We start from the raw sequence: 24,138 nt of genomic DNA on the forward strand, positions 1-24,138 counted from the left end.
GGTCAGGGTCAGGCCGCATCGACAAGGCGGGCGGCGCGAATAAGGTCTGCGGCACGTTCGGCAATCATCACGACAGGGGCGGCCGTATTGCCAGAAGGGATTGTCGGCATGACCGAGGCATCGACGATGCGCAAACCGGACAGGCCCATCAGGCGTAGGTCTGGGGTCACAACGGCGTCTGGTCCGTGCCCCATGCAGCAGGTGCCAACCGGATGAAACACAGTGGCGACAACCTGCCGCGCATATGCAATCAGCGCGTCGCGATCCCGGACATCCCCCCCGGGCGAGGTTTCTTGCGGGGTGTAGGCCGCCATCGCAGGCTGTGCCATGATGCGCCGCACCAGACCAACCGCGCGCACGGCAAGGTCCACATCCTGCGGGTGGCCAAGAAAATTGTTCAGGATTTCCGGCTGCACCGCCGGGTCGGGGGTGGTGATATGGACATGGCCCCGCGCCGCTGGCCGCAGGTTGCATGCCGAGGATGTAATGCCCGGCCACGGGTGCAGCGGCCCGCCAACACTATCATAGCTGGCCGCCGAAACATGGATTTGCACATCCGGCACCGTCTCGCCGTCGGTGACGGATGCGAAGGCCGCCAGCAATGGCGGCTGCGCAGACATAGGTCCGCTGCGCAACAGCGCCCATTGGGCCGCCATCATCGCGCGCCCCAACAAACTGCGCCCTGAATCGTTCAGTGTGGGGGTGCCGTGCAGCCGGTGCTGTACGCGGATTTGCCAATGATCCTGCAGGTTTTCCCCTACGCCCGGCAGGTCCAGAACTGGTGTGATCCCAAGCGCCGAAAGCCGCGACGCCTGCCCGATGCCAGAACGTTCCAGCACCGCAGGCGAGGCATAGGCCCCTGCTGACAGGATAATTTCCCGCCCCGCGCGCACAATGTGGTGTTGCCCACGGTGAAGAAGGTCCACGCCGGTTACGCGCTTTCCCTCCACAACAAGCCTTTGAACCATCGCGCCGGTCACAACAGTCAGATTGCTGCGTCGCTTCGCCGGTGTCAGAAATGCCTTGGCGGTTGTCTGGCGCCTGCCGTGATGGATGGTTGCACGAAAATAGGCGACGCCTTCATTCTCGCCGCTGTTATAGTCCGACGTGCGGGGAATTCCGGCCTGTTCGGCGGCGTCGATATAGGCATCCAGTGCGGGCCAGCGCATGCCGGGGTCGGAATTTATCCATGGGCCGTGTTGGCCATGCCCTTGCTGGGGCGGGCCTTCTGCGCATTCTGACCGCATGAAATATGGCACGACATCAGACCAGCCCCAGCCTGTGCACCCCATATCGGCCCATCCGTCATAATCAGTCCGATGCCCGCGCACATAGACCATGCCGTTCATGCCCGAACACCCGCCCAGCATGCGCGCGCGCGGCAAGGGCATGGTGCGGCCGTTCAGATGCGGTTCCGGCGCGCTGCGCCACATCCAGTCAAAACGCGGATTGCCGATGACATGACCCAGCAGAAGCGGGATTTCTACCCGCAGGTCGCGCCCTGTACCGCCGGCTTCCAGCAGCAGCACAGACATGCGTGGGTCCTCGCTCAGCCTGTTGGCCAGAACGCAGCCAGCCGTTCCCCCGCCAATGATGACGTAATCCCAGGTTTGGTCAAACATCCCCATGCTCACCCCCGCATCAGATCAGGCAGGAACAGCACGATCACCGGAAACAGGATCAGCAGCAGCACGACAATCAGATCGCAGACCAGAAACCACCCGACGCCTTTGAATATCTTTTGCAGTGGTATGGTGTCGCCCACCACACTTTTGACCACATAGACATTGAACCCAAGGGGCGGGGTCAACATGCCGATCTCAATGAACTTGACGGCCAGCACCCCGAACCAGATCAGACTCATGTCCATCGCGTTCACCAACGGAACAAAGACAGGCATGGTGATCAGCAAAATACCAAGCGGGTCCAGAAACATACCCAGAATCAGGAAGATAACTGTGATGGCCAGCATCACCAGCAGCGGATCAAGGCCCAAGGGCGCAATGGTATCTGCCAGAATGCGGCTCATTCCGGTAAGCGCCAGAAAGCGCGTATACAAAAGCGCCCCGATCCCCACAAAGAATATCTGGGCGGTCACAGCCATCGAATCCTTCAGCGCCTCGATGAATTTTCCGACATTCATTTTGCCTTGCAGAACTGCGATGACCAGCGCAAGAAACGCCCCCGCCGCGCCCACTTCTGTGGGGGTGACCGTGCCGGAATACAGCGCGCCGACAATTCCCACCATCAAAAGCGCGATGGGCCAGATTTCCGCAAGTGCCCGCCAGCGGGCGCGGCGCAGGTCGGGTTCGTCATCCAGCGAAATACGCGGCGCAAGTGACGGGTTGTGCATGCAGCGCAACAGGATCATCACAGAATACAACGCCGCCGTCAGCAGGCCGGGCAGCACACCCGCCAACAGAAGCGCGGTAATCGACACTTCTGCAAAGACGCCGAAAATTACCAGCAGGATCGAGGGCGGGATAAGCGCTGCGATTGTGCCCGCACTGGCCACCGTGCCTGCCGCCAGCCCTTTTTCATAGCCCGCCTTCAGCATTTCGGGAATGGCGATGCGCCCCATCGTCGCCGAGGCCGCCACTGATGACCCGCAGCCTGCAGCGAACCCGGCACAGGCCATGTTTGTGGCGACCGCCAGCCCGCCGGGCAGGGCCGCCAGCCACAGGCGCGCCGCCTTGAACAACGCAGTTGCCGTGCCGGACACTGCCACAATCGCCCCCATCAGCAGAAACATGGGGATGGCCGACAAGTCCCAGTTGGCGACAAAATTATAAGGCACCTCTCGCAGCTGGCCCAGTGCTGTGTTCCAGCCCCGGACATACCAGAACCCGCAAAACGCAACAGACCCCAGCGCGACACCAATCGGCACCCGCAGCGAAATCAGAAGCAAAACCACCGCAAGGCTGGTTCCGCCAAGAACAAGACCTGTCATTGCAGGGACTCCCTATCCGGTGCTGACAGGCTGCGAAGCAGGCGGATCAGCACATGCAGAAACAATAATCCGCAGGCCAAGGGAACAATCCATCGTCCTTGCCAGACCGGGATGACCGCGATTTGCAGGTCAATGAATTCTCCCGATGCCGTGCGCCGCTGCGCACTTTCAAACGCCATCCAGGTCAGCATGCCAACATAGACCAGCATCAGACTGGTGCTGAACAGATCGACCAGCCGCCGCACTCCCCCGCGCAAGTTGGAGGTGAACACATCGACCGACATGTGACCAAGGTTGCGCGACACGAATGCAAGCGGCAGGAATGCCAAGGCAACCATATAATAGCGTGCCGCCACAACATTGGTGCCATGCAAGGGGGCGTTCAGCACTGTCCGGCTGAACACGTCCACCGCGACATGTGTCATCATCGCCGCCCCAGCAAGGGCGGCGATATAAAGGCACCAGCGTTCCAGCACTTCCAGAATATCATCAAGTTTCTGCACGTCAGGTCCGCCAGTCAGGGGTTACAGATCGTCAGGATCGACCTTGGAATAGACTTCGTTCCAAAGGACTTCGGCGAATTTTTCGACATCATCGCCAATTTCTTCAGACAGGACGCGCCACTTCACCAGAAGTTCGGCATATGCGTCGTATATCTGCGCGGCATCAGCCACGCCAAAGCCTTCGGCACGGCTGATATGGCTTTCGCGTTCCTGCGCCTGATAGGCGGCCATCATCGTGTCGAAATCCTCGCCCACGGGCACGAATTCAACGCCGAATTCACTGACGGCTTGCGCCACGTTATCGGCGTTTTGCTTGATGAACAGATCGATTGTCTGGGTCGCGCCAACATAGGCTGCCCCGCGCAGATGCGCGATCTGCTGGTCGCGCGTCATTGCCTTGAACACTTCGCGGTTCAACCATAGCGCCAGAACCGGTGATGAGACACCCAACGAAAAATCGGTCACATGTTTGGCAAATTCGCCATAGCCAAAAGTTTTCAGCCAGCCCGAAACGCCCGCCACGCAATCCAGCCCGCCGCGTTGCAGCAGCGTGACCGCTTCGGTCAGCGATGCTGAAATCACCTGCGCGCCCGCTTCGTTCAATATGCCCAGCGATGCGCCGGACGCGCGTATCCGCTTGCCGCGAATATCCTCGACTGTGGTGATCGGCTGGCGGCACATCAGATAGAACGGTGCGCCCGCATAGCCCCCCAGCGGCAGCGCGTCCTGCGCGCGGGCCTCTGCCAGACAGGACGGACAGTTCAGCATGATCGTTTCCACCGATGCGCCCGCCGCTGCAACCGGGTCCGACCCGGGCACGACAGTTGAATACAGCATGGACATTGCCGGGGTCAGGTCGGGCACATAGGTGGGCACCGCGACGCCTGCATCCATAAGCAGATCGCGCACGGCGGCAAAGGTTTCCACCCCGCCTGCAAGTTGTCCACCGGGCATCAGTTCCCATGTGACAGCGCCATCGGTTTCTTCGGCAATGCGGTTGAACATTTCGGGCAGTGCGCCGGCGTTCAGCCAATCCGTTGCCGGGACCCATGACCCGTAGACATAATCCTGCGCTGCCGCAGGGGCTGCGACCCCTGCGGCAAGGGCTGCGGCAAGTGCTGCCGTCCTTGCATATCTTTTCATTTCAGTCCTCCCGGTGAATGCTGGGGTGCCCCCAGCGGCTGGTAGTTCCCGGCATCATGCCGGGATCACGCTGACAGGCAGGCGGGCATGGCCGCGCAGCCAGTTTGTATGTGTCAATTCCGGTGTCCCGTTCAGGTTGATGGCGCGGAAATGGCGCGCCATGGCGGACAGGACGGCAACAGCCTCCAGCCGCGCGATGACCTGGCCCACACAGCCATGCACGCCAACCCCGAAGGACAGATGCCCGCGCGTGGGGCGCGTGATGTCGAAGTCATCCGGGCGGTCAAAAGCGCGGGGATCGCGGTTGCCCGCAGCAATGAACAGCAGAACCTTATGCCCCTGCGGCAGCGGTATTCCCCGAAAACTTGTATCCTTCGCCACTGTCCGGCCAACCAGATGACTGGGCGGATGCAGGCGCAGGGTTTCCTCGAATGCGGCGGCGGCGCGTGTGGGGTCAGCGCGCAGAAGATCCCATTGATCGGGGTTTTCCGCCAGCGCGCGGATGGCGTTGCCGATACCATAGATTGTTGTATCCAGTCCCGCAGACAGGAATGTGCGCACCAGAAGCCCCGCCTCGACGGGGGTAATCGTGCCCGCGTCAGCATGCGCATAAATGGCAGCACCGAACCCGCCCGGCGCCAGGCTTTCGCGCGCACATTGTTGTGTGACCCACGCGATTGAATCGCGCGCCTGTTCCTCGGCCTTTTGCCAGATCGCATTTCGCGGTCCAAGTGAATTGAAATTCAGACTGGCATATCGCAGCAAATGTTCGCGCCCGTCTTGCTGAAGGCCCACGGCGTCCGGCAGAACCGCCATTGGCAAGGCTTTCGCCAGGTCGGCTGCGGCGTCAAACTGACCGCGCTGTGCCAGATCACGCACCATACCGTCTGCCTGCGCTTCGGTCCGAGCCTTGAATTCCTCAAGCGAGCGTAGCGACAGGATGTCGTTCAGCACGCCACGCGCGCGGTTGTGGTCGGGCGGGTCCGTATCAAGAATGATTGATGGCACACGCCAGCCATCCTTGCGGATGTCATGGATACCTGTGCCGCCTGTGGATGTGAATGTTTTCCAGTTCCGCAGGATTTCGCGGCATATTTCATGGCGTCCCGTGGCTGAAACGTCATAGCGGGGCAGATAGACAAGTTCACCCGCCTCGCGAATTTGCGCGTCAATGTGTCCTGGTCGGCATATTTCCGCATCTGAAAACGGATCGCCCGCGATAACGGGCAAATCGGTCATCACCTTCATTCCGAACACCCCCCTGGGGTTGCGACCCTCCTCCTGCGCCGCATATCCCCGATACAAGTCTTGCTACATGAAATTTGCTTTGCAAAGGGGGCAAGACTATAAATTATTAGGCTGATCTATTAGTTTTATTCATGACTGCGCTTCAGGAGGGGCTATGCATATCGATCTGAAAGGGCTGGAAGCCTTTATTGCAATTGCGGATGCGGGCAGTTTTCTGGGCGCTGCAGAGCGTCTGAACCTGTCGCAAACAGCGCTAAGTCACAGAATTGCAAAGATAGAAGCCGATCTTGGCGTCACCCTTATTGCGCGAACGTCCCGCAGGCTGTCACTGACGGCGGAAGGGCGTGAATTGCTGCCGCGCGCGCGTGCATCATTGGGGGAGTTGTCCGTTCTTGTGGCCGATTTCCGGCATCGCGGGCAGGCGCGCAAACGGCAGATCACGGTTGGGTGCATCCCGACACTTGTTGCCGGGGTCATGGCACCGGCGCTTCAGATCTTCATGCGGACCTATCCATCGGTGCGTGTGCGCGTGCAGGATGGGTATGCCTCGCTTCTTGCCGAAATGGTGCGCACGGCACAAGTGGACCTGTCGCTTATGGTCACGCGCGGCACACATTTCGAAACGGTGTTCGAGCCGCTGCGCAGCGAAGGCTTTGTTTTGTGCTGTCCGCCGGACCATGCGCTTGCGCGGCACAGCTCGCTGCGCTTCGCTGAGCTTGAAGGCTATGATCTTATTGGAAACAGTGTCATAGCGGACGCAATGCGCGATATTGACCAACTTGTGCAATGGCGTTTTCGGGTTGAGAATGTGGCAACCGCCGTCGCAATGGTCGAGGCTGGGCTGGGCGTTACCCTGGTGCCCGCGCTGGCCGTGGGGCAGCATAACCGCGCCAGACTTTCGGCAGTGCCACTTGCAGAACCAGGCGTGGTCCGGCGCTTGGGTTTGTTGACCAGGCCAGATATGCCCCTGTCCAACCCGGCGGCGCATCTGGCCGAAATTCTGCGCGAGGCCTTGTGGGACGGAAGCGCCGCTTCCCCAACTGCCAAAGATGAAATATACTAATAGATACGGGAAATCAAAGAATTTGACGATGTGCAGCTGCCCGGTATGCTGGCGTCCTGTGCCGTGATTGCGGGCTTGATGGCCCCCTGAGTGGACGCGCACAAGCATTTGGGAGGATGCCATGTCTAAAATCGCTAGCGTCAAACGTGCCCTTGCAACCACAACGATTGTTGCTTCGCTGGCTTATGCCCCTGCGGGCCTTGCGCAGGACAATGAAACGGTCCGCCTTGGGCTGTTGCGTGTTTCGTCGCAGGCACCGTTTTTTGTGGGGGCCGCGAAAGGGTATTTTGAAGAAGTCGGGATCGATGTTGAAATCGTGTTCTTCGATGCTGCTGTGCCCGCAACGCTGGCCATTGCATCAGGGGATGTGGACATGTCCATCGTGGGGTTTATTCCGGCGTTTTTTAATCTTGCCGCAGATGGCAGCCTGAAAGTTGTGTCCGGCCATGCGCGTGAAACAGCCGGGTTCCAGAACACTGGTTTTTTCGTTTCCCCGCAGGCATGGGAAGCGGGTGTGCGCGAATTTTCCGACCTGGGGGGGCGGTCCCTGGGGCTGACAACCATGGGGTCGACGGCGCATTTCATGTCGGCAATGATTGCCGAAAGCGCGGGCGTTGACCCCGCCAGCATTCGCTATGTTCCTGCACAGGGGCTGGGCAATCTTGCGGCAATGGTGCAGGGCGGTCAGGCCGATGTTGTCGCGGGCGCAAGCACCGGGTTCCTGCCCCTGTATCAGGAAGGACAGATCGAACTGATGGGCTGGGCGGGGGATGCGTTGACCATGCAATTGTCTGCGCTGGCTACAAGCGCCGACATGATCGAGAACCGGCGCGACGCTGTTGAAGCGGTGATCAGCGTCTATGAACGCGTGAAGGAAGAATATTACGCCGCCCTTGTCGACAACCGAAACCAGGACGGAACTTTCATTGATCCGGCGCTTGCGGATGACTTCCTTGGTATTGTCGAGGACTATACCGGCATTTCCGCCGAAGCGATGTCACGGTCAATCAGCGCCATCGACGCGCGGCTGGATGTGGGCAACATCATCGCGGCGGCGGACTGGTATCATGCACAGGGCTTCATGGACCAGCGTGCAGATCCGGCCATGTTTCTGGACCTGTCTTTCGTCGAGGGGCATGAAAACGTTCCCGACGGGTTCGGCAACTGAAGCACGAAGGTTTTTGGCATGGAACTCGCGCTTACTGGCATAACGCACAGCTTTGGTGCGCTGAAAGTGCTGGACAATGTGTCCATCACCGCGCGTGACGGAGAGATCCTTGCGCTGATCGGGCCTTCGGGGTGCGGGAAATCAACATTGCTGGGCATTGCGGGGGGGCTTCTGGCCCCTTCGGCGGGGAAGGTGGAACTGCGCGGCACACGCGGGCCGGACACCTTGAATGAAATCACCTATGTGTTTCAGGATTTTGCGCTTTTGCCCTGGGCCAGTGTGCGCGACAACATCGCGTTTGCGCTGAAGCATCATGGCCTGTCGCGCCAGGCCATGGACGCGCGCATTTCGAACGCGCTGGAACGCACGGGACTGTCAGAGTTCCTTGATGCCTTTCCCAAACAGCTTTCGGGCGGCATGAAGCAGCGTGTGGGAATTGCGCGCGCGCTTGCCGTGCGCCCGGCGGTGTTTTTGATGGATGAACCCTTGTCAGCGCTGGATGCACAAACGCGCGAATTGCTGCAGGAAGATATTCTTGACCTATGGGAACGCGACCGCGCCACCATCGTATATGTGACGCATAATTTTCAAGAAGCGATCCGTCTGGCCAACCGTGTGGTGGTCCTGTCGCGCAGGCCGGGCCGCGTCCGAGAGGTGATAGACGTTCCCATTCCGCAAAAGGACCGCCAACGCCCCGAGCATCAGGCGCAAATTCAGGGGCTTGCAGAACGCTTGTGGTCGCTGATCCGCGATGAAGCCCGTGACGCAGACAGGGAATTGATCAATGGCTGATATATCGTCTTCAGCCGGCGACCAACGGCATGCCACCGCGCCGGACGCGAAAACGCAGATTACCAGACCGATGGTCTTTCGGGGCGGGGGCTTCGCGCCAAAGTCACACCCCCTTGTGACAGCGGTTGCCATCCTTGCGCTTCTGGCGTTCTGGCAGGCCGCGACCATAATCTGGTCCATCAGCCCGACCTTCCTGCCTTCACCCGAACGCGTTGGCCGGTCACTTTGGCGCATGATCGAAACGGGCGAATTGTGGCGGCACCTTTCGGCCTCACTTTACCGGATTGGTTGGGGCTGGTTTTTGGGCACGCTGTTTGGTGTTGCCATCGGGGTCATGATCGGGCTGTTTACGGTGGCGCGCGCGGTCGGTGCACCGCTGGTTGCGGCGCTGTATCCGGTTCCGAAAATCGCGTTGCTGCCGCTGTTCATCTTGTGGTTGGGCATTGGCGAGGGGTCCAAGGTCGCCACAATCGGTCTTTCGGTCTTCTTTCCGACGGTCATTGCCACCTATGCCGGTGTCGATGCTGTGCCGCGCAACCTGATCCGCATGGCACAAAGCTTCAATGTGCCACTGTGGCGGATTGTGTGGTCCTTGCTGTTGCCGGGTGCCCTTGCGGGCATGCTGGCGGGGTTTCGTATTTCCATTGCGGCCGCCCTGCTGGTGCTTGTCGCCGCCGAAATGATCGGGGCGCAATTCGGGCTTGGGGCCTTTCTTATTCTTACAGGCAATATGCTTCAGACTGACAAGCTGATGGCAGGGGTCGTCGTGTTGTCGGCCATGGGTCTGACCGCAAGCTGGCTTGTCACCTTAATTGAACGCCGCGTCCTTCATTGGCGCTGAAGCCCTACTCAAGGAGTGCTCATGTCTTTATCTTCCCCGAACATCATTCACGAACCCGCGCGCGAAGTGCCGGTTTTCGGTGACTACGAGGTGGTCGTTGCCGGTGGTGGCCCTGCCGGAATTGCCGCAGCACTGGCGGCTGGTCGCGCAGGGCGCAAGGTCATTTTGATCGAACGATACGGGTTTCTGGGCGGCGCGGGCACTGCCGCTGGCCTGTCCACGTTTTGCGGCCTTCATTCCAATGTGCGCGGGGAACATGTGCGCACGACGCGCGGGGTGGCCGACGATATACTGGGCGAACTGAACGCAATGGAGGGCCTGAATGCCCCGCATCTGTCGGTCCAGCAACGCATTCAGGCGCAGGCCTATGACATCTCCGCCTACAAGATTGCCGTCGACAAGCTTCTGCTCGCAGCCGGGGTGACCATTTTGTATCACGCCTATGTTGCGGCGCTGGTCATGGAAGAGCAGCATATCACCGCTGTCTTTGTCGAAACGAAAGAAGGCCGCAGGGCCATTCGCGGATCAATTTTCGTGGATGGAACCGGCGACGGTGATCTGGCGGCCTGGGCGGGCGCACCCTATGACGTGGGCGACGGGCAGGGCGATATGCTGTATCCGACGACCATGTATCGTATCAACGGGGTGGACCCGGCGGCGGCTGGCAGGGCATGGGAAGACATTCCCCGCCTGATGGCAGAGGAAGAGGCCCGCACTGGCATTGATTTTCCCCGCAAAAAGCCCATTGTGCGCCCGCAGCGCAACCCCATCGAATGGCGCGCAAACCTGACACAGATACGCAATACCGAAGGCGGGCCGGTCAACGGGCTGGATGCACGACAGCTTAGCCATGGTGAGATTGAGGGCCGCAAGCAGTGCTGGGACACCTTCCGCTTCATAAAGAAGGTCACGCCCGGCTTCTCGAATGCGTATATTGTGGAAATCGCGCCGCAGATCGGTATCCGCGAAACGCGGCGCGTTATCGGGCCTTATCTGCTTTCAGAACAGGATATTCTGGGTTGTGCGGATTTCAGTGATTCCATTGGTGTGAATGGCTGGCCCGTTGAGGCGCATGTCTCCGGCGACGTGGTGTTCAAGTTCACCGCCGAAGGCAGTCGCGGCTTCAACCAGATTCCGTATCGTATTTTGCTGCCGCAGGGGGTGGGGAACCTGCTGGTTGCAGGTCGCTGCGCGTCGATGACGCATGAAGGACAATCTTCCGCGCGGGTGACCGGCCCTTGCTTTATCATGGGCGAGGCCGCAGGCGTGGCCGCAGACCTTGCGCTGGGCGGCAGCATTGCGCCCGCCGATATTGATATTGCGGCCTTGCAGAAACGCCTTTCTGAAGGTGGTGCATTTCTGGGGGATGAAGCCCGCTTGGAGTTGGTCGCGTGACAGACAGCAAAAAGACCACCTGGCGTTCAAACCTGCCGGAAGGCACACCGCTTTGGGCCGGACGGCGTGCGCATTGGACCGCTTTGGGCCTAAGCGCCGAGGATATGGCCAAGCCCAAGATCGCCATTGTCAATTCATCGTCCAAACTGGCGATTTGCTTTTCGCATCTGGATGAGGTGGCCGCCGAAGTGGCCAGCGCCATCCGCGATGCGGGCGCGGTCCCGTTCGAAGTGCGCACAACCGCGCCGTCGGATTTCATGACATCGGCGGCAAAAGGCGGGGCATATATTCTGCCAGCGCGCGACCTGATTGCACATGATATCGAAGCGCAGGTGGAAGGGGCGTTGCTGGACGGGATGATCTGTCTGGCAAGCTGTGACAAAACCGCGCCGGGGCAGTTGATGGCCGCCGCGCGCCTGAACATCCCCACGATCCTTGCATCTGGCGGGTATCAGGCCAGCGGCGAATGGCAAGGCCGCCATGTCGATATCGAAGATGTCTTTTTGCATTCGACCGATGTTGCCGCAGGCCGCATGAGTGTGGAAGATTTGGGCCAGATGGCGGATCGCGCCATCCGCAGCCCCGGTGTGTGTGCGGGCATGGGAACGGCGAATTCCATGCATATTGTGGCCGAAGCCCTTGGTATGATGCTGCCCGGACATACCCCTGTACGCGCCAATAGCGAAAAGATGTTTGCCAATGTCCGCGCCGCCGCTGCCCGGATTGTGGAAATGGTGCACGAAGACCTGAAGCCGCGTGATATCCTGACCGAAGCCGCTTTTGAAAATGCGGTGAAAGCAACGCTGGCAATTTCAGGGTCGATCAACTGCGTCAAGCATTTGCAGGCCATCGCCAATGAAGCGGGCGTGCCCATCGAAATTGGACCAATGTTCCGCCGTTTCGGGGCGGACGCGCCAATGCTGACAGATGTGCGCCCGAATGGCGAAACCCTGACCGAAACCTTCGAGGATGCGGGCGGCGGCGCGGGTATCCTGCGCAGGCTGGCCCCTGTTCTGCGCCGCGAAGCGCGGTCTGTGGCAGGGTGCAGCATGGGTGAAATTGTGGCAGACACACCAGACCCTGATGGTGCTGTCATTCGCCCGCTGGATACCCCGCTGTCGCAGCGCCCGGCGCTGACCTATGTGGCGGGGTCGCTTTTGCCCGGCGGCGGGATTATCCGCATGGGGGCGGTAAAAATGCGCACGACGCGCCATCGCGGCCCCGCGCGCATCTTCCATAGCCGTGATGACGCTGTTGCCGGAATAAATGCCGACACGGTGCAAAAAGGCGAAGTCGTTGTGCTGCGCGGTATTGGCGTGGTGGGCGGCCCCGGCATGGCGCTGACATCTGCGGTGGTGTTCGCGCTGAAAAGCAAGGGGCTGATTGATGATGTGGCGGTGATTACCGAAGGGCAGGTGTCGGGGCTTGTCAATCAGGGGCTGGTGGTGGGCGAAGCCTCGCCCGAGGCGGCATCGGGCGGGCCGATCGCGCTGCTGAAGGATGGCGACACCATCTTGATTGACGCGCTGGAAGGTGTCGTCGATCTGGAGGTTTCAACCGAAGAACTGGCGCGCCGTGCGGCCGCTGGTGAAGGGTTCCAACTGACGGGCAAGGCCACCGGCTTTCTTGGGGTCTACCGCGCCACAGTGCGGCCTGTGCATGAAGGGGCGACCATGGACCGGGAGGAGTAAGCCAATCATGGCGCGTTCGGCGGGTGTTTTTCCAAAACAACACAGGCGGTCAGGGGGTGAAGCGGCTGCCCATACGTTCCGCCCAACGCGCCACGATGGCGTCAAGCCCGCTTGGTTGTTTTTCAAACACCAATGCGTCCGGCCCGAATTCCACGCCGGGTTGGCGCGACCGTGCCCAGATATGCGCCACGGGTTCCAGCCAGCTTGTGTCGTCCAGCGTTCCACCCCGGATATGGCAGAATTCGGCATCCGGCCGCGTGTGCCAGATGCGGGTCGCGCAGACCGGGCAGAAGGCAACTTCAGTTGTCGTTCCCGCATCGGTTACGCGCGCCCAGTGCCCCAGCGTTCCGCGAACCTGCACATCCGCACGTCGCACCCGAAGCGATTCCCCGAATGCACTGCCCGATGCGCGCTGACACTGTGTGCAATGGCACCAGTAATAGGCGACAGGCGCGCTTGTGATGCTGTAGCGCAGGGCGCCGCACTGGCAGCCACCGTTCAGGGGCAGGGCAATCTGTGGGGGCATCTGGGCAATTCCTTGGTTGTTCGGTGTGCTCCATGCTACCAGCCCAGACCGGACCTGAGAATTTCAAACCCTGTTGCGCGCATAACAAAACAGGCCCGTAGCGCGGGACTATCCCATGAGCAGGAGTTGACATGAAAGATGCGCCACCCGTTCAGTCCACGGTGATTTCAGGATTGATAGACGCCGATATTCACCCGCGCAATCCGCTGCGCCGTGATCTGGCACCGCATGCGTCCGCCTATTGGGCCGAAATGTTCGAATACCGTAGTATTGACCGGCTTGAAATGATGTCGCAGCCGCAGTCCATAGGGTTGAACCAGCATGCAAAGGGGCCACAGGCAAACGCGACGCCCCATGATATTGCGCGCCTGCATCTGGACCCACAAGGTATTGCAGCCGGAATTCTGAATGTCATGTCTGGGGCGCATGCCGCGTATGACCCTTATCTGGCAGCGGCGCTGTGCGAAGCGACCAACCGCTGGCTGGCCGCTGACTGGTTGGGCCAGGACTCGCGCTTGCGCGCAGCAGCACTTGTGCCGTTTCTGAACCCTGACGCGGCGGTGCAGGAAATAAACCGCCTTGCACCGGACGGGCGGTTTGTTTCTGTGCTGACGCCCCTGATGGGGGAAAGGCCACTTGGCCGGCGGGAACATTGGCCGATCTATCGCGCCATGTCCGAGCATGGCTTTGCACTGGCCGTCCATCCGGGGTCCATCTATCGGCATGCGCCCACGCAATCGGGGTTTCTGTCCTACCGGGTTGAAGAAGCAGCGCTTGCGCCGCAAGCCTTCGCCAGTCAGGTGGCCAGTCTGGTGGCCGAAGGGGTTTTTACGGAATTCCCCGATTTGCGGGTGGTGTTGCTGGAGAGCGGCATAAGCTGGCTGCCCGCGCTGATGTGGCGGATGACGAAAGACTGGAAAGGCATACGTCTGGAAGTGCCGTGGATCAAGGAAGCGCCGTCAGACATTATTACCCGCCATGTGCGCATGAGCACACAGGCCGCCGACCTGCCGCAAGACGCAGACCAGATTGCCCGTGTTCTGGGACAGTTTGATGCCGCCAATATGCTGATCCATGCCTCGGATTTTCCCAGACCGCATGCCACTGGCCCCGGATTGCCCGACTGGCTGCCAGCGCCGCTGCATGCGGCTGTGGCGCGGGACACGGCCCGCGCCACCTTTGCCCGACTGGAGGGAGTGTGATGACCCGCGAATTGCTTGCAAAAGCCAAAGGGGCAACCGATGACCGCGCCCGCACCATGATTGTTGATTGCGATATTCACCCCGCCTATACATCGCAGGCGGAAATGCTGTCCTATCTGCCGTTGCGCTGGCGCCAGCATGTTCAGGAATTCGGGTTGTTTTCCGCCAACCCGTTGATGGGGGCGCTGCCTTACCCGCGCATGAATCACGGGATGCGCCGCGATTCCTATCCTGCGGCAGGCGGCCCGCCTGCGTCTGATCTGGCCTTTTTGCAAGAACAGCTGCTGGACGCGCATGATATCGAATACGGTATTCTGCAACCGCTTAGCCCCGGCCATTTGATGTCCAACACGGCGCTGGGCGTGGCACTTTGTGCTGGCACCAATGACTGGCAGATTGACAAATGGGCCAGCCCCGAGCCGCGCTTGAAAGCGTCGCTTTCGGTCATGCAGGAAGATGCGCAAGCGTCCGTGTCGGAAATACAGACGCGCGCCAATGACCGCCGTTTTGTGCAGGTTGCCATCAGCCCGCGCACGCTGGAACCGGCGGGGCGCCAGCGATACTGGCCAATCTACGAAGCGGCGGCCCATTATGACCTGCCCGTTGCCATGCATTCGGCGGCCTTTGGCAGCCGCGCAAATACCGGGTCGGGCTGGGCGTCATTCTATATTGAAGAACATTTTGCTTTTTCGCATGCTGCGCAAACAGCGTTGGTCAGCATGATTTTCGAAGGCGTGTTCGATGTGTTTCCTGATTTGAAAGTGGTGTTGGTCGAAGGTGGGTTCGCATGGTTTCCCGCCATGGTCTGGCGGCTTGACCGGGAATGGGAACGCCACAGGCGCGAAGTCCCGCATCTGAAACGCCGCCCTTCGGACTACATCCGCGACCATGTCTGGTTGACGACACAGCCAGTAGAGGAACCGCCGCTATCATCGCAACTTGATGATATCCTGCGCTGGGTGGGTATGGACAGGCTGCTGTTTTCAACGGATTATCCGCATTGGGACTTCGATCATCCTGATTATGCGTTTCGCCTGCCACTCTCGCCCGCCGACCGCGCCTTGTTGCTGCGCGAAAATGCCGTCAGCTTGTTCCGGCTGGATACGGCACCCAAGGGGAGGGGCGCATGACAGATCATGTGGTATGTGCGCTGTCGGAACTGCCCCCCGGCACAGCGAAACGTGTCATGATCGGCACCCGCGCGATTGCGGTTTTCAATGTGGATGGCAAGCTTTCTGCCATAGCGGACCGCTGCCCGCATGAAGGCGCAAGCCTGTCGCTGGGGCAGGTGGGGGGTGTCATCGTCGCGGACAGACCAGGGGAATACCGGGTCCGAACCGACATGAAGATGGTTCGGTGCCCTTGGCATGGATGGGAGTTTGACATGGAAACCGGAAAATCATGGTGCGACCCTGCCCGCATGAAAACCCGCAGTTTCGGTGTGAAGATATGCCCCGGTGCCACGCTGGAAGAAGGGACCTACCGCCTGGAGGTATTTGCCGTATCCTTGCAAGATGACTATGTTGTGGTTACCTGTTGATTGTCATTGAGAATTGATGGGGTGCATACCCCCACGCGACAGCAGCGCAATGTGCCAAGGTGATGTGGGTCTTGGCCAATCACCGCGACGGCAAGCGAAGCTTTCACCCCCACCCCGTCAATGTTCGGGCGCTATCGGGATTTCGCGGTCTGGCTGGCCTGGCGCCCCGAAAACGCGCAGCCGGGGCAATCAGGCCTTGGGGTGAATGTCCAGGATGGGACAGCGCGACATCCGGCGGCTACTAATCATCGGTGCAATGTCCGTCATCCGCCGGGCAACCCGCATAGGAACAATTCCGGGAAGTTGGCTACATGCCATGGTGATGCGCAAGCAATGCTGCTGCGGCGGGGGGGGGCAGATGAAGATGGCGGCTTATGCGAAGGTCACCGATTTGCCAAGCGGCAACTCCCGCACCCGCGTGCTGGTCAAGGCGAAGATGGCATTGGCCAGCGCGGGGGCCGTCGGGGGCGTGCCGGGTTCGCCGATGCCGCGAATATGGTGCTGGTTTTCAAGAATACGGGTATGGATACGCGGCGCCTGATACATGCGTAAAACCGGGTAGTCGTGGTAATTCGACTGATTCACCGCGCCATCTGCAAGGGTGATTTCCTCGGCTATTGCGGCGCTTAGCCCGTAATTGACCCCAGAAATCAGCTGCGCGTCCAGATTTCTGGGGTCAAGGGCCACGCCCACATCTGCTGCGATCCAGACATCACGGATCAGGATACCGCTGCGTGTCTGTTCAATCTCGATGATTTGCGCGGTTGGCACCCCGAAGGTCAGCGCAAAGGCCACGCCCCGCGCCCGGCCTGCAGGTGGCGCAGTGCCCCACGCGGCCATTTCCGCCACCGCCGTCAGCACGGCGCGGCTGGGGGTGTCGGTCATCAGCGACAGCCGCATTTCGACCGGGTCGCGGCCAGCGGCTGTGGCCAGTTCGTCCATCATGCATTCATGGAAAAAACTATTCTGCGACGCGCCAACAGACCGCCAGAACCCGACCGGTAACAAGGGTTCTGACCTGTAGGCGGTCACACGGTAGTTTGCGATCGCATAGGGCTGGTCCCATAGGGCTTGGGGCAGTGTGAAATCCGGCACGAAACCGGGGATGGGCGCGGGCGCACCACCGCGCGCGTCGATGCCTGCCATGATCGAAGGCGCGGCGGTGGCGATATCGACAGCCACCGGCACCCCATCCGTGATGGCCGCGCGGAAACGGCCAATGGCGGCGGGGCGGTAAGGCCCGCGCGACATATCCTCTGCGCGGGGATAGGTCAGCAGAACCGGCGTGCCCTGCATTTGAACGGCAAGTTTTGCAGCGATCTGGATAAAGTCCATCTCGCCCCGCCGCCCGAATGCACCCCCCATAAGGGTTGTGGTGAGTGTCACGGCGCTTTCGTCTATGCCCGCCGCACGCGCGGCTTCGCGCTGGGCGACAGTGGGGCCTTGGGTGCCCGCCCATATTTGAAGCGCGCCATCTTGCATCAGGGCGGCCGCACTCATGGGTTCCATTGTGGCATGCGCCAGATAGGGGGCGCGGTATTCCCCTTCGATGACATTGGCCCCTTTCAGCGCCGCCTCGACATCGCCATCATCGCGCTGGCGGCTGTCTTGGTGTTCTGGCCGAAAGGCGGCTGCGATGGTGTTGAAATGGCCTGCGGTGTTGGCCGGATAGATTGGCGGTGCCCAATCATACACCACCGCGTCCAGCGCCCGCATTGCCGTCCATGTGTCGGTGGCCACGGCGACCACGCCCGTATCGACACTTATCACCGCCACCACCCCCCGCATGGAAAGTGCGGCACTGGCGTCGAAGCTACGCAGCGCACCGCCCAGATAAGGGCTGCGCCGAAGTGCCCCGAAGCGCATGCCGGGCAGGCGGATGTCACTGGCATAGAGCGCGCGACCCGTCGTCTTGTCCACCACATCAAGCCGGTCCTGCGATTGCCCAAGGATGCGCCATGCGCTGCGCGGGCGCAGCGCGGGCGCGTCTGCCAGTTTGGTTGTTGCCGCTTCGGTAGCCAGATCGCCATAGGCAAGCTGCGTCCCGTCTGGAAGGATGACCGCGCCCGCCTTCGTGGCCAGTTGCGCGACGGGGATGCCGGTTCGCGCGGCGGCAGCGGCCTTCAGGGTTTCGCGGGCCACCGCCCCGGCGCGCCGCATCTTTACATAGGCGTCATGGGTCGAGGTGGACCCGCCGGTGATCTGGTAGCCCAGAAACACCGCTGGAATGTCGCGCTGTGCGCGGGCAAATTCCGCGATGGCGCTGTTGTCCGTGGTCGGGAAGGGATACCCTTCTTTGACCACCCCACCGTTGAAATAGGCGGATGACGGGGGGCCGTGCTCGATTTGTATCTGGCCCAGTTCCACATCCAGTTCTTCGGCCACCAGCGAGGCAAGCAGGGTGTGGATGCCTTGGCCCATTTCGGCACGGGGCGTAATCAGGGTGATGCCTGCTGCCGTGATTTTGACGTAAGGGGTCAGCGCGGCCTCGTCCGGGGCCAGCCCCCCGGTCAACGGGTTTTCCAGCCGGTCGTTATAGGTGCGCACACCAAAGACCACGCCCCCCGCCACCGTGACCGACGCAATGATGAAGCCGCGCCGCGTGTATGTTCCCAAACGGCCCATCTCATGCCCCCCGCATCGCGGCGGCGGCACTGTGGATCGCCGCACGAATACGCGGATAAGTGCCGCAGCGGCACAGGTTGCCGGACATGGCCGCGTCTATGTCGTCATCCGTGGGGGCGGGGTTTTGGGCCAGCAGGTCGGCGGCTTGCATGATCTGGCCAGACTGGCAGTAGCCGCATTGTGCCACCTGATGGTCGATCCATGCGGCCTGAATGGCGTGCAGCGCGCCTGCGCTGCCCAACCCCTCAATCGTGGTCACATCGCCCCAGACATCGGCCAGCGCCACTTGACACGACCGCACTGCCTGCCCATCGATATGCACCGTGCAGGCCCCGCACTGGGCGATCCCGCAACCGTATTTGACGCCAGTGATATTCAGCGCGTCGCGCAGCACCCACAAAAGGGGCATGTCATCGGGCAGGTCCACGCTATGGGGTATTCCATTGATTGTCAGGTTCATCGGCTTCTCCTGAATTCTTGCGGTAACATTCGCACTATTCAGTCCAACGGGCAACTTGCAGATCACGTCAAGCCGATTGCCGGAAATGCCCAAAGCCAAAGCCGGTCACCAGAACAATCTTTTCCATCATCAATCCCTCAGGCATCCTCAGACAGGGTCAGTTCGCCCAGCCGGATTGCGGCCTGCACTGCCTGGGCTGTTGTCTTGACCCCGATCCGGTGGCGGATATTGCGCAGGTGGTTTTCAACCGTTCGTCCCGAGATCCCCAGTGCCGCCGCGATTTCAGCCTGCCTGCGCCCTGCGGCAATCAGGCCAAGGACCTCGCGCTCGCGGTCCGACAGCCGTCTGGCTGTGCCGCTGTCATGCCCTTCCACCAGTTGGCGGCTACGGCGGAACGCTGCAACGCCAAGCAGCGACAGGAAAAGCTGCGCCCGCCCCGAAGCGTCCAGACGCGGGCCGCCGAAGCTGGCCACCCCTTCAAGCCCGATGGGGCCATAGACCGGCACCTGAAACCCATTGATACCGCTGCCGGTCGGTTTGCGCACGACCTGATAGCCCTGTGTTTCTGTCTTGGTCCAGAAAAATGGTTCCCGGACGTTCAGCACATGGCGCGTGACCGGGCACCGCGCCAGATAGGTGTCGGCGTCGACAGGGGTGCCGTCGCCGAACCAATCGCCTTCGATCCAGAAGATACGGTCAACTGTCACATCCTCTTGCGTCGTCACCGCAAATAACAGGATCCTGTCATATCCAAGCGGCGCACAGGCGCGACAGATGGTTTCCTGCATCTGTTGCAGGCTTTCGGCCTGCGACACGCGCAGCAGGGCATCAAAGGCCGTATCCCCGGAGGACCAGATCACTTTGCCATCACTTCGGCCAGCGCCTGGGCCGCGGCAAGCTGGCCAAGCGCATTGCCCGCCAGCGGGCTGTCACCGGTCAGGATTTTGCCATCCTTGTGGACCGCCCCGGAAATTCCGTCATTGAGCAACTCGAAACCCAGTGCCTGCAATTCTTCGCCGAATTTCCATGTCAGATGACCGGGCATATAGCCGATGTCGGGCGTCTGCGCGTCAAGGGCATCAGGGAAGGCCATGATCTTGCGCCCGCGATAGATAGGGCTGTCCTTTCCAACAGCCAGAAAAGCCGCAGGGCCGTGGCAGAGCGAAATCAGGAACTTGTCCTTGGCGGCAACCCATTCCAGAACGGTCTTGACCTCGGGGCTTTTGGGCAGGCCCATCAGCGCACCATGGCCGCCCGGAATGAACACGCCCAGGTAATCAGAGTCGTCACCCAAGGCCTTGGTGATCACATCGGCCAGCTTCAGTGGCGCCTTGATCTGCTCGGCGTAGCGGTCAAAAAAGCCAAGAACTTCCTTGTCTTCGCGTGGCATGGCCCAGAATTCGAACTTCATCGGGTTGCCCGATACAGTCGCAATATCAAAGCCGAAACCGGCCTTTTCCAAATGATACATTGGCAGCAAAGTCTCTACCGGGTGGTTCCCGGTGGAAAACATCGTGCCATTGTCCATCCGCAGATACCGCTCATCCGCACCGATCACGAGGAATTTCCAGCGCCCGCCCTTATAGGCATCGGGGTATTCCGCGCCCGACAGGTCAGACACCGGCGCTGTGAACTGGCTGAGCGAATAGGGCGAGGGGAAGAACGCGTCATGCTCGGCGGGATCGGGGGTCGGTCGGCGGTCGTTCGGGTCTGAATTTACCATTCTACATTTCTTTCCATAAGCAATAACAGAACATCAATCATAGCCTCGCGCGCGCAGACAGGAATAAGGGGTATCCCCTAGCATTGTCGCAAATGCCAGACCAGCGGCCCTATGACCGACCAGCGTGGCCCCTTTTCGCACATGATTTTGTCAAATATCGGCCACCCCAATTCTGACCCTGAAAAAGCGCGCGCGCGGATACGCCATGGCATCCCTAGTTCCGCCGATAGACCAACAGCCGGTTGTCGGTGGGCATGGTATGCACGGGGGCGGCGGTGAAACCATGGGTTTGGGCAAGGGTATCGACATCTTCCCGCGCGCGCAGGCCCCACTCCGGGTTGCGCAGGCGCAGATCGGCGTCAAAGGCCGCGTTGCCTGGGCCGGTGAAGCGGCCAGCTTCGTTGAAAGGGCCGTAGATCAGCAGCAACCCGCCACGGACCAGCCGCCCGGCAGCCCCTGCCACCAGCCCGCGGCCCAAGGCGCGATATGGGTCAGGTTTGCGGTGAAAACCGCATCCACCTGCGGCCCCGGCCATGGCGGGGTGGCCGCGTTGACCTGCACAGGCGGCAGCACGCGGCCAGATAACTTGGGGCACAGCGCGCGCCAATCGTTGATGGCGGCGCAGCCGTCGGCTGTGGCCTCGGTCGGGTGCCATGTGACATGGGGCAGGGCGCGGGCCATCCACAGCGCATGTTCCCCGGTCCCAGAGGCGATTTCCAGCACCGTGCACGGCGTGGCGGGCAGAAGCTGTGCCAGCGCCTGACAGATGGGGGTGCGGTTGCGGGCAGATGCGTGGGCATGGCGCAAATGCGGGTGGCGCGCGACGGTTGCAGCGGGGTCTGCAAGCGGGTCAAAGGGCGTGTCAGACATGGGACCAGAACCCCTGTTTGCGGCCATGCGTCTGGCGCAACGCGGCCTCATAGGCTGCATGGCTTTGCACGGCACCGTAATCGATAATGGACAGATCAGCCAGATGGCATTCCACGAGATGGCGCGCGGCATGGCGGTAGCGGGTGGATTTCGCGCCCTTCAGCGTGTCGTCGATCATGGCGCGGCGTATCACAGTGGCAGCCAGCGGGTGACGGTCCGACAGCGCCTCGGCCGCTTTGGTCAGCAGCATGTAATCATTGCCGTCCAGTTCTGCCGCCCGCGCCAGCACCAGCCGCGCGGCCCGGTCAGGCGCGGGCCAGTCAAGGAACAGATGCAGGGCGCCGCGCAGGTCGGTATGGTGGGTGGCGATGTCAAAGGCGCGTTCTTCGGCTTCCAGATCATCGAAATCAGGCAGCAGGCGCAGGTATTTGCGCAAGGCGCGCGCGTTCAGGTGTTTTTCAAACCGCGCCCACAGATGCGCCTTCAACGCGTCGCGCTTGCCCAAGGCGGCCAAGCACTCCTCATAAACCTCGTCCAGATCAACGCTTGTCCGGTGGAACTTTGCCCCCGCCTCACGCGCCAAGGCGCGCTGCGCGATCTCATGGGCCTGTGTCACGCGGCCTGCGGATAACAATCTGCGCGCGACATCGGGGGCGATGGTGGCATAGGTCAGTTGCTCGGGCGAATAGCGGGCCATATAGGCGTCCACATCGCCCTGTGCATCGGCCACATCGGCCAGAATACTTGACGCGGTAGATTGCTTGGCGCGCGCGATTGCATTGGCAGGCGACAGGGGCAGGCCATAGCGCTGACAGGCCGCGATTTCAGCGGGCGTGGGCGCGGCATTGGCCCAGTCGGTGGTGATCCGTTTCAGGTGCTCCAGCCCCGCAGGTCCAAGCGCGTCCACCGTCGCAGGAATGATTCCGTCAAATTCGCCGTAACCTGCATCCGCCACAGCATCAAGGATACGTTCTGCCAGCATTTCCGGTGTCAGCGTGACCTTGGCTGACAGATCCGCGATGACGCGCACCGCGCGGCGAAACACATCGCCCACTGCGCCATTGCTGTCGTCCGTCCGTTCATGGACCCTTGGGGCCAGTTGCACGAAGGACCATGTCAGCTCAAACGCCTCTGCCGGATCATGGGGCGCGATGGTCGTCGTGATCATGCCCAATAAGCTGTCCATATCCTTGACCAATGCGCGCTGTTTGCGGGCATCCAGATAACTGGACGCGCGCCGCAGCGATGCAAAGCGCTTGCGCAGGTCGGCGGCCACGTCCTTGGGCCCTTGTGCTGCGCTTAGTTCCAGCCGTGCGCGGCGCTGAAGCGCGGCGCTGCCCTGCACCAGTTCCATGACAAGCCGTGCAAGTTTATCTGCACCCAGCTTTTCAAGATTGGCTTTGTTCAGGGTTTTGTTGGACATCGGGGCACCTTGTCTGAAGCGGCCAGATTGCCAGATCGCGCGCGGACAGGGAAGGGGGCGCCATTCTTCCGCGTGGCCCGCGCTGCAACAGGTCGCGCCCGCCCATCCGGCGCTGCCCATGCTTCCCAACTCTGGTCTGGGGGGCGGCGCGCTTTACGTTATTGCGCGCGCCGCGAAGCTGGCAACCCCGTGCCCCCGTGGCTATAGCCGCGCCCCGTCTGCCAACGCCACGAAGCTGCACCTTTGCCCGCAATTTTATTGATCGTTTTCCTTGCAGAGTGTGAAGCACGCCGCAAGACTGAAATCAATGGGGCCTGAGTCTATGGGGCATTTGGCCGTTTCAGGAACGGGATGGATGATCGGTCCGTATGTATTTGCGCATGTTTCCGAAGGGCTGTTCACGACAGGGCGCGTGGCGTGGCGCCGCGCCAGCAATACAGTCTCTATTGATGTGTTCTTGAACAACACGCGCCGGCGCGGAACTTTTGGGACTGAACGCGTCCTTGCAAGGGGGGGGGGAAGTGCGCGACGGTTGAACAGGCCAATAGCGCGGGTTGCTTCTGATGATGGCCCACTGCACCAAGAAGCTGCAATTCACGGAAGTGGTGACCCAGAATGGCGAATGGCAGCCCCCCCAGATACCCAGAATATCGACGCACCCCAGCGGTGGTTTTATGGTGCTGCGGCCCGCGCCCGACATGGTGCGGTTGCAATGACGCAAGGCATATATGCCCTTGTTCGGTTGCTGTCACGGGCCTGCGTCGGGCGCAACGTCATGATGCCCGCCGCAATTCAATGGCACGCTATATATTTGCGCGCCGATCAATCTCTGGCTGTTTGAGATGGGAGCAGGGTTCAGCAGTATGCGCTTTGGGGCGTATCGCGCAAAAGTCGTAACCGGTTTTGTGCTTCTCGAATCTGCGAAATCAATAAGTTAGAGTGTGTTGCTTGAATGCAAATGAACGCGACACACTC

The 24,138-nt window shown here is 60.9% G+C and carries 20 protein-coding genes and 1 pseudogene; 9 read left to right on the forward strand and 12 right to left on the reverse strand.

What is annotated here, in order from left to right:
* Positions 1-8: 8 nt before the first annotated feature.
* Genes ACTZWY_RS15355 through ACTZWY_RS15375 form a run of 5 tightly spaced genes read right to left on the reverse strand, consistent with a single transcriptional unit; the run spans position 9 to position 5,844 of the window.
* A complete protein-coding gene (locus tag ACTZWY_RS15355) occupies positions 9-1,622 on the reverse strand; it encodes a GMC family oxidoreductase (RefSeq protein WP_444791585.1) in 1,614 nt (537 codons plus the stop codon).
* A gap of 8 nt (positions 1,623-1,630) precedes the next feature.
* Positions 1,631-2,950: a TRAP transporter large permease gene (locus ACTZWY_RS15360; RefSeq protein ID WP_444791586.1), complete on the reverse strand. Its 1,320-nt coding sequence runs from the start codon at positions 2,948-2,950 to the stop codon at positions 1,631-1,633.
* A complete protein-coding gene (locus tag ACTZWY_RS15365) occupies positions 2,947-3,453 on the reverse strand; it encodes a TRAP transporter small permease (protein WP_444791587.1) in 507 nt (168 codons plus the stop codon). The genes ACTZWY_RS15360 and ACTZWY_RS15365 overlap by 4 nt, the downstream gene beginning before the upstream one ends.
* 21 nt (positions 3,454-3,474) lie before the next feature.
* Positions 3,475-4,596, reverse strand: a complete 1,122-nt coding sequence (locus ACTZWY_RS15370; protein ID WP_444791588.1) for a C4-dicarboxylate ABC transporter substrate-binding protein — start codon at positions 4,594-4,596, stop codon at positions 3,475-3,477.
* 54 nt (positions 4,597-4,650) lie between these two features.
* Positions 4,651-5,844, reverse strand: coding sequence for a cytochrome P450 (locus ACTZWY_RS15375; protein ID WP_444791589.1), 1,194 nt, complete (start codon positions 5,842-5,844; stop codon positions 4,651-4,653).
* Between the two features lie 154 nt (positions 5,845-5,998).
* Between ACTZWY_RS15375 and ACTZWY_RS15380 the strand changes: the two genes are divergently transcribed.
* The 6 genes from ACTZWY_RS15380 to ACTZWY_RS15405 all read left to right on the forward strand — a co-directional run bounded on the left by ACTZWY_RS15380 (position 5,999) and on the right by ACTZWY_RS15405 (position 12,794).
* A complete protein-coding gene (locus ACTZWY_RS15380) occupies positions 5,999-6,907 on the forward strand; it encodes a LysR family transcriptional regulator (RefSeq protein WP_444791590.1) in 909 nt (302 codons plus the stop codon).
* Positions 6,908-7,028: 121 nt separating this feature from the next.
* Entirely contained in the window at positions 7,029-8,075 is a 1,047-nt protein-coding gene (locus tag ACTZWY_RS15385; protein WP_444791591.1) for an ABC transporter substrate-binding protein, read from the forward strand.
* A gap of 18 nt (positions 8,076-8,093) precedes the next feature.
* On the forward strand, positions 8,094-8,867 hold the full coding sequence (locus ACTZWY_RS15390; RefSeq protein WP_444791592.1) for an ABC transporter ATP-binding protein: 774 nt from the start codon (positions 8,094-8,096) through the stop codon (positions 8,865-8,867).
* Entirely contained in the window at positions 8,860-9,708 is an 849-nt protein-coding gene (locus tag ACTZWY_RS15395) for an ABC transporter permease (protein WP_444791593.1), read from the forward strand. Before ACTZWY_RS15390 ends, ACTZWY_RS15395 begins: the two co-directional genes overlap by 8 nt.
* 21 nt (positions 9,709-9,729) lie before the next feature.
* Complete coding sequence (locus tag ACTZWY_RS15400; RefSeq protein ID WP_444791594.1) at positions 9,730-11,103, forward strand: FAD-dependent oxidoreductase; 1,374 nt, start codon at positions 9,730-9,732, stop codon at positions 11,101-11,103.
* Positions 11,100-12,794: a dihydroxy-acid dehydratase domain-containing protein gene (locus ACTZWY_RS15405; RefSeq protein WP_444791595.1), complete on the forward strand. Its 1,695-nt coding sequence runs from the start codon at positions 11,100-11,102 to the stop codon at positions 12,792-12,794. The genes ACTZWY_RS15400 and ACTZWY_RS15405 overlap by 4 nt, the downstream gene beginning before the upstream one ends.
* Before the next feature lie 49 nt (positions 12,795-12,843).
* Here ACTZWY_RS15405 and ACTZWY_RS15410 read toward each other — a convergent pair whose 3' ends face one another.
* Complete coding sequence (locus ACTZWY_RS15410) at positions 12,844-13,320, reverse strand: GFA family protein (RefSeq protein ID WP_444791596.1); 477 nt, start codon at positions 13,318-13,320, stop codon at positions 12,844-12,846.
* A gap of 131 nt (positions 13,321-13,451) precedes the next feature.
* On the opposite strand from ACTZWY_RS15410, the gene ACTZWY_RS15415 reads away from it, so the two are divergent.
* From ACTZWY_RS15415 to ACTZWY_RS15425, 3 genes are read left to right on the forward strand one after another with little or no spacing between them, the layout of a single operon-like run.
* Positions 13,452-14,522 carry an amidohydrolase family protein gene (locus tag ACTZWY_RS15415; RefSeq protein WP_444791597.1) on the forward strand — a complete coding sequence of 357 codons (1,071 nt, stop codon included), beginning with the start codon at positions 13,452-13,454 and terminating at the stop codon, positions 14,520-14,522.
* Entirely contained in the window at positions 14,522-15,652 is a 1,131-nt protein-coding gene (locus ACTZWY_RS15420; RefSeq protein ID WP_444791598.1) for an amidohydrolase family protein, read from the forward strand. The genes ACTZWY_RS15415 and ACTZWY_RS15420 overlap by 1 nt, the downstream gene beginning before the upstream one ends.
* The gene (locus ACTZWY_RS15425; RefSeq protein WP_444791599.1) at positions 15,649-16,062 is read left to right on the forward strand and encodes a Rieske (2Fe-2S) protein; all 414 of its coding nucleotides are present in this window, start codon (positions 15,649-15,651) and stop codon (positions 16,060-16,062) included. Before ACTZWY_RS15420 ends, ACTZWY_RS15425 begins: the two co-directional genes overlap by 4 nt.
* Before the next feature lie 372 nt (positions 16,063-16,434).
* Here the strand turns inward: ACTZWY_RS15425 and ACTZWY_RS15430 are convergent, their stop codons facing one another.
* The 6 genes and pseudogenes from ACTZWY_RS15430 to ACTZWY_RS15455 form a co-directional block, all read right to left on the reverse strand.
* A complete protein-coding gene (locus tag ACTZWY_RS15430; RefSeq protein ID WP_444791600.1) occupies positions 16,435-18,687 on the reverse strand; it encodes a molybdopterin cofactor-binding domain-containing protein in 2,253 nt (750 codons plus the stop codon).
* Position 18,688: 1 nt separating this feature from the next.
* Positions 18,689-19,147, reverse strand: a complete 459-nt coding sequence (locus tag ACTZWY_RS15435; protein ID WP_444791601.1) for a (2Fe-2S)-binding protein — start codon at positions 19,145-19,147, stop codon at positions 18,689-18,691.
* A 137-nt stretch (positions 19,148-19,284) separates the two neighbouring features.
* Complete coding sequence (locus tag ACTZWY_RS15440; protein WP_444791602.1) at positions 19,285-20,007, reverse strand: PA1136 family autoinducer-binding transcriptional regulator; 723 nt, start codon at positions 20,005-20,007, stop codon at positions 19,285-19,287.
* On the reverse strand, positions 20,004-20,870 hold the full coding sequence (hchA, locus tag ACTZWY_RS15445) for a glyoxalase III HchA (protein WP_444791603.1): 867 nt from the start codon (positions 20,868-20,870) through the stop codon (positions 20,004-20,006). Before hchA ends, ACTZWY_RS15440 begins: the two co-directional genes overlap by 4 nt.
* A gap of 214 nt (positions 20,871-21,084) precedes the next feature.
* Positions 21,085-21,800 (reverse strand): annotated as a pseudogene (locus ACTZWY_RS15450) (DUF938 domain-containing protein).
* Complete coding sequence (locus tag ACTZWY_RS15455) at positions 21,733-23,163, reverse strand: DUF6880 family protein (protein WP_444791604.1); 1,431 nt, start codon at positions 23,161-23,163, stop codon at positions 21,733-21,735. Before ACTZWY_RS15455 ends, ACTZWY_RS15450 begins: the two are co-directional and overlap by 68 nt.
* Positions 23,164-24,138 lie beyond the last annotated feature (975 nt).

Origin of the sequence: Roseinatronobacter sp. NSM, from assembly GCF_052379845.1 — a bacterium.
Taxonomy (GTDB): Bacteria; Pseudomonadota; Alphaproteobacteria; order Rhodobacterales; family Rhodobacteraceae; genus Roseinatronobacter.